The following is a 6,645-nucleotide window of genomic DNA, read 5'->3' on the forward strand; positions in this document are numbered from 1 at the left end:
GGCTCATAACCTGAAGGTCGCAGGTTCAAATCCTGCTCCCGCAACCAATCTCTAGCCAACAGAGTCTCGAACAAGCCGCCTCAGGGCGGCTTTGTTCGTTCTGGGCCAACCCAATCATCGCTGAAAGTGCCCCTTCCAGTTCGGTCTACACGCTATCCTGTTTATGTTGGACCGAGACACGCTCGATCAGGCCCCGGATGATCACGTATTTCAGGATCGGTTCATCGCCTCGGCGGACAACAAAAGACACATTATTGACAGGGAGTTTGGCCTCGGGTTGCGATAACTCAAGAGGTGGCTCACGCTCGCAGTTGTCGGCAAGAAAGGTATTCAGGCGCTTCCCGCTAGATAGCGCATTCTGCACGATTTACCAGCTTCCAAGACTCTGCTCGACCGGTGCGAGAGCACGGCCCATCAGAATAGAGGCCGCAATCATGGCTCCTGCGCTGATTTCATTTTGTAAAACGAGCCAGGCGCCAACCGCCAGATTTGCAGATTGAAGGAAGAGCCCGAATGCTTTGCTACTGGCGGTGAAAGGGCCCGTCCAATCGGTGGCAGCGATCGTACGTTTAACACCTTCCGCTCGCATGTCTTGCCAGCGCTTTACCATTGCTTGCGACATGCCCTGTGCCCAGATGAGTTCGCCCCCTTCTTCGGCTTGAGCCGCGAAGCGATCTGCCCGGTGTGAGAGCCCGTTGGCCTCGGTAAGCCTTTGTAAGTTACGAATTGGTTAATGAAAGCGACAGCGATCAGAGTCATGCCGCCTGCGCCGGCCATCCATCCCAGATAGGGATGGAAGATAAAAATGCAGCCGATAAAAATGCGGGTTCATGGAAGATCAAGTAGCGACAAGAGAACTGGAGCTGTGAAGAAAGTTCGAATTGAGGCCAGCGCGTCGAGCGGGGCGGTCTGCTTATGTTGTCCACCATGTACGGCGGTGTCTTCAAGTACGGCTCGGAAAACGGACTCGTCGAAAGCCGTCTGAAACCGGGCACCGGCACGCGCAGCGATGAGTCCGCGGGCAAACTCGATGAGCCCGTAAAACAGGTAAAGAATCGCGACAAGACCGAACAAAACAACCAGGGTTTCCTCTGACCGAGAGGCAAGCACCCGGTCATAGACCTGAAGCATGAAGAGAGGCCCTGTCAGCATCAAAAGGTTGGTGAAAATGCTGAAAACGATGACCGTTGCGACAAGCCGACGAATATGCGGTCGGATCTTCTTAGGTTTGTCGCCACCGGTAGTCGAAACCACAAGAGATGCCCGCCAATACATTCTGTAAACGACAGTGGTTTTAAAAACGGCTCCATCCCAGCACAAAATAGGTAGGGTTCTCAAGGAAATTTCCCTAAAGGAGTCGCGAGGGTGTCATTGCAAACTTGTCTGCTTTGCCCTGAAGTTGGCAGCCTCCTAATATCGGTCTCAATTATCCCGATTATTCCGCAGAAGTTTTACCAACCAAAGCCCTCCCTCGTCTCAAACCTGTTCATTCCGACAGAGCCAACGGCGCTTACTGTGCTAAAATTGCAGATTAGGCGACCCCGAAGACTACATCGTCACTTGTCAGGTACAGAACATTATCAAGATGGATTGAGCCACCGGAATACTCTACCAAAACCCCAGAATCCTGCGTCGTGACTGTCAGGTCGTCGATCGACGTCTCTGGACCGCTGAATGCAAGTACATCTTGTCCGTTCGTGAAATCAGAAATCTGGTCATTTCCGTTGGAGCCGTAGAAGTCGAAATAGTCATCTCCGTCACCGCCGAACAAGACATCATTTCCGCCGCCCCCGAAAATGTAATTGTCGCCATCATTGCCAACTATCGTATCATCGAAAGAAGAGCCAATAGCGTCTTCGATCTCTGTCCCGTGAGCGATAGCAATGTTGTTGCTACCTGACTGGCTAACGGTACTAAATGAACCCTCGCGCAAATCGATTTCAACGCCATGCGTTGAAGCTGAGAGGTCGATGGCATCACGCCCACCCGCATCCCAGATAATTTCAACAGTCTCGGACAACGCATCGAAGTCATATACGTCGTCGGTTGTTCTAGTGGTCTCGTTGGCTCCATATAAATATTGGATAGCCGCGACGTCATACAATAACATCGAACTTGCCTCGCCGTCGAAGGACGGATGCACATAATCCGACATCACAGTATATTGCCGATTCAACTCATCAAGCGGCAGGTTTTCTGGGTGCTGAAGCCCCAATACATGCCCGATTTCATGAACCAGCGTTTTATATTCCTCAGTCCCAGGCTCAAAAGAAAGTCCTGACAATGATGAATCGATCCAGACATCTCCGGCAGGTGCGCCAACGGTATAGGCATTCGGGTAATAGGCTAACCCTCGGGCGGACCCGCCGATATCCGCGATCCCGAATACAATGCTGGCTTCTTCAAGTGGGGCTTCGACGAACGTAATGTTCGCGAACTCCGAAATACTGGAAAGCGCGCTACGCGTAATCGCCTGCATTTCTGCCGTGAAAGCTTCGAAGTCCGTCCAGGCAAAATGGCCGTCGTGGTAGTAATCTGGTGTCGCAGTAGCGAACGAATAAGTTACAGTGACGCTTGTCCCGACCGGATCGTTGGGGTTCAGCCGATACTCGTCTCCAGCAATCAGCCCTGTAACATAATAAGGGACATCCGGCTCTGAGGCACTCTCGACTTCTATTGTCACAACTGCGGAAGAACTACCTCCGTGACCGTCTTCAACTGTATAGCTGAAAGTGTCAGCTCCGGTGAAACCCATGGCCGCAGTATAGCTGAACGTCCCGTCGGCGTTCACAACGACTGATCCATTGTTGGCGCTGACCGCATCGTATTTCGTAATGGTCAGCGTATCACCATCGCCGTCGCTGTCATTTTCTAGAATACTGGCCGAACTCTCGAGAGTTTCACCCTCAACGGCCATAACAGTATCGTTGACAGCGACTGGGGCCGAGTTGTCGTCAACAATCTCCATTGTCACCTGCGCAGTCGAGGTGCGCCCTCGGTCGTCAACAACGGTATAGCTGAAAGTGTCCGCGCCAGAGACCCCTTCATAAGGAACATAAGTGAGGGTCCCGTCTTCGTTGATTGTTACTGCACCGGACACACCTTCCGTTACAGAAGCTATTCGCAATCCCGCGCCAAGGTCATTCGTTAGAACAGCCAGGATCACCACACCATCCCTCTGCACCGTCCCATAGTCGTCAAGCGCTTGCGGCGAATCAGCGTTAGAATCGTCAGGCGTTTCCAAGTCTACGACCAATAAATCTATGTCAGAAAAGGACAGCACCTCGACATCTATCAGGTGGTCCCGCTCGCCAGAAGAAGAGCTGACATAAATACTTTCACCCACTATTTCGAAAGAGTAGTCTTCCAACTTCCCTTCAAAGCGAACGGTGTCATACCCCTCGCCACCGTCGATCAGGTCAAATCCCTCACCGCCCTGCAAGATATCGTCACCAGCAAACCCCAGGATCGTGTCATCGCCATCCAAGCCAGAAAAAATGTTGTCCCCGTCGTTGCCTTCGAGAACATTGTCAAGCTCATTGCCGGTTCCATTGAGATCGTCGACGCCATCCAGGAAAAGGTTTTCCACATTATCATCAAGCGCATAGTCCACGCTCGAGACAACGGTATCTATGCCGCCATTCTTTCTTTCGCTAATGGAAATTCCAGATGAATGAACGAAATAGGTATCGTCTCCGCGCTCACCTTTTAGCACGGTATTGCCGCCGTGACCGGCGCTGCCCTTGCCCTTAGCCATCTCTTGCCCTCAAACTTCCCGCTTTTGTAAATTTTGCGGTTGGATTGTTGATAAATGTCGAACAATGGTGGTCGCAAGAGCTGCCGAAATTTGGGCGTTTTTTGGGCAAGACTTCGCTCGGAAAGCAGGCAAAAAGTCACCTGGTGGCACCTACCTTTACGCGAACCATTTTCGGCGCGCTCGCCTGACCTTTTGAAAACGTTGAGAAATTTGGAACACTGTGGTAGCGTGCTGCCACAGTTTGAAGGAGAACCTGTTTTCTGGCATGGGGGTGCCAATGTCGTGGTTCACATCTCTTAAAGTCAAAAAATCGAAATTATAGAAACCTTAGCTGTGCGAATCCGTTTCAGCGGTGCACGGCCTTATTGTGACTTTATCTGGCTCATCATCTGCCCCCCAACAAAGCCGTCTCCTTCTGAGCACATTATTGCGTCTGGATTGACTGCTGGAATCTGAAGTTATCCGAGACATAAAATTTGAGCGGTGCATCTCGGTGTCTTCATTGCTTCCAGTGTAAACCATTGGGGGAAGTGTTATGGCACTTACGATTAATACTGACGGCATTACTGGTATTGATGAATCCCTTGGTGACCAACAGCAAGACATTGTTGGAACCCCTGCCGTTTTCCCGACTGATGTAGAGTCGGTTTTCAACACCGCGTTGGCGGCCTATAGCGCAACGGTCACAGGCTATAGCGTGGCAGTCGGTGATGCGATTGAGATCGCGGGCGATCCCACTGACGGGACCGGCGGCAATGATGTACAGATCACCGCTGATCCCCCGATCACTGGGCTGAGTCTGACTGACGATAGCGGGTTCTTATTCGATGGGGCGTTTGATTCCGGCCTCGACTCGCTTGCGGGAAACAACATCAATCTCTTGTCGGCTGCGAACGACAATGTCGTTTTGGGAATTGATGCGGTTACCCAGGAAGTCATCTTTGCGATTTACCTGGAAGAAGTCACTGATCCGGTCAGCGGCAATATCATCGGCGGCGATTTCTGGATCGCCTTGTTCGAGCCGATAAAACATCCGAATGGGAGCAACCCCGACGATGTTGTGGATTTAGCCAACAAGGTCTTTGTCTCGGCCGAGCAGGTCATCGACTTCTCATTCGAGGGCGCTCCGTCCGGCCAGAACGAGTTCATGGCCTTCAGTTCGGGGAATGTCACGATTGTGGCCTCAGGCGAGACCAACGGCGATTCAGTGAACAGTGGCCAGGGTGCCAATCTGGGCGACGGTTCAGATAAAACCGCGCTTGGTACCAACTCACAGGACATTGGCGCTGGAGAGATTTTGAACTTCAATTTCACCACTGGGTTTGACACCGAATATATCGTACCCGGGCTGACCCCCACCGAGGCCAGTGACCAGAACAACATTCTATTCACGGACGTGTTCCAGACGACCGGTGCGGCGTTCAATGTTGTGAAGGTCACTGGAGGTGGCCCAACCACAAACCCCTTGGTCCATCTGTCTGCGTGGAATACCGAAGGCGCGGGCCCAGGTCTTGAGACTGGAACGGATTTCATTTCCGGGCATGCTGATGATGTTCAGGTGAATATTACCGCAGTCTTCGTGAATGGTGTCGACGTCACCGGTGACCCATCAATGGTCACCGATAATGGCGATGGCACATTTACCGTAATCGGCGCGGTTGAAAATGACCGGATCAGTATCGTGGCCCCGTCCTTCAACCGGATAGCGATCAAAAACGACGGCGACGATCAGGTCGCGTTCAGTATTCAGGCCTTCAGCCTTGAAAGCACTTCCTCCGAACGGGCCGAGGCGGGATCCAAGCTCGATTTTTACGATGATGGTCCCTCCCAAGGCGCGCAGGATGTCAATCTGACAGTTTATGAGGACGCCTTGACCGGCGGCAATCTTGACGGCACGGGTGACGTGCTGGTCGCAACTGACAACCTGAGCGGCATATTCCAATCTGGCCAGGACGCACCGGGCCTGGGTTTTGGCGCAGATTCGACGAAAGACGGAACGACGCTGAACAGTGACGACGGTCAAACGTTTGACGTTGAGGTGAATAAAGGTGTTAACGTCGACGTGGGCGGCACGACCTATAACGACGAAGTCATCCTGTCGATCAGCAGCACCGATCATCTCCGGATTCTCGTGAATACCGACGGAGATATCCGGCTGGAACTGCTCGCCGCTGTCGAGCACGGCGCGGTAACGACGGGCAACCCCGACGACGACATCCTTGGGATTGGCCTTGGGGAACTCTTCGAAGCCTTTGACGAGGATGGTGACAAGCAGAATTTCTCAGCGAATGATGTCCGCGGCCTCATTGAGGACGACGCACCCCTCTTTGACATTGAGCTTGGTACAGGTGGATTGCAGACAGACGACGCAGATCTGGCAGGCGGTCCGGACACCGACACCAAGGGCGTCGACGAATTGTTTACGGTCGAAACCAATTCACCGGGTGCCGACGGCAATGGTGGCCTTGTCTACTCGTTGGCATTGAGCGCTGCCTCAGTTACAACAACTTTGAAGGACACCGCCACCGGCAACGCCGTGTACCTGTTTGACGAACTCGGCGACATCGTCGGTCGTGAAGGTACGGATGCCTCTAACGCCGCAACCGGCGACGTCGTGTTCTCGGTCTCGGTCAACAGCAGCACCGGCGCCGTGACGCTGACCCAGGAACGGGCGGTCGAGCACAGTTCGGCTGACACTGAAGCGCCATATAACGGCGACACTGTCGGGCTGGGTCTTGGTGCCGGGGACTACATCAACCTGATCGGTACTCTTAGCGATACTGAGACACCACCAGACCAAGCCAGCGATGCCGTCAACATTGCGCCTGCCATATCGTTCACCGATGACGGGCCGGCCTTCGCAATGGAGTTGGCAGGCCAAGCCCTGC

4 protein-coding genes are annotated in these 6,645 nt (G+C 53.1%); 1 reads left to right on the forward strand and 3 read right to left on the reverse strand.

Translation table 11 applies throughout. The features are described 5' to 3' along the window. Positions 1–367: 367 nt before the first annotated feature. The 3 genes from AC2TAD_RS22155 to AC2TAD_RS22165 all read right to left on the reverse strand — a co-directional run bounded on the left by AC2TAD_RS22155 (position 368) and on the right by AC2TAD_RS22165 (position 3,757). Positions 368–727 (reverse strand): ABC transporter transmembrane domain-containing protein, encoded by a 360-nt coding sequence (locus AC2TAD_RS22155; RefSeq protein WP_480870707.1) that lies wholly within the window; start codon positions 725–727, stop codon positions 368–370. A 101-nt stretch (positions 728–828) separates the two neighbouring features. After that, on the reverse strand, positions 829–1,338 hold the full coding sequence (locus tag AC2TAD_RS22160; RefSeq protein WP_480870700.1) for a hypothetical protein: 510 nt from the start codon (positions 1,336–1,338) through the stop codon (positions 829–831). A gap of 193 nt (positions 1,339–1,531) precedes the next feature. Next, the gene (locus AC2TAD_RS22165; RefSeq protein ID WP_480870703.1) at positions 1,532–3,757 is read right to left on the reverse strand and encodes an Ig-like domain-containing protein; all 2,226 of its coding nucleotides are present in this window, start codon (positions 3,755–3,757) and stop codon (positions 1,532–1,534) included. A 535-nt stretch (positions 3,758–4,292) separates the two neighbouring features. Between AC2TAD_RS22165 and AC2TAD_RS22170 the strand changes: the two genes are divergently transcribed. Further along, a partial coding sequence (locus AC2TAD_RS22170; RefSeq protein WP_480870705.1) for a DUF5801 repeats-in-toxin domain-containing protein occupies positions 4,293–6,645 on the forward strand: 2,353 nt, incomplete at its 3' end.

It is taken from the genome of Ruegeria sp. HKCCD7628, from assembly GCF_057221005.1.

What these genes read in the sequence shown, in the direction of transcription:
- AC2TAD_RS22165 (WP_480870703.1), bottom strand. Translation starts at nt 3,757, where the DNA reads ATGGCTAAGGGCAAGGGCAGCGCCGGTCACGGCGGCAATACCGTGCTA.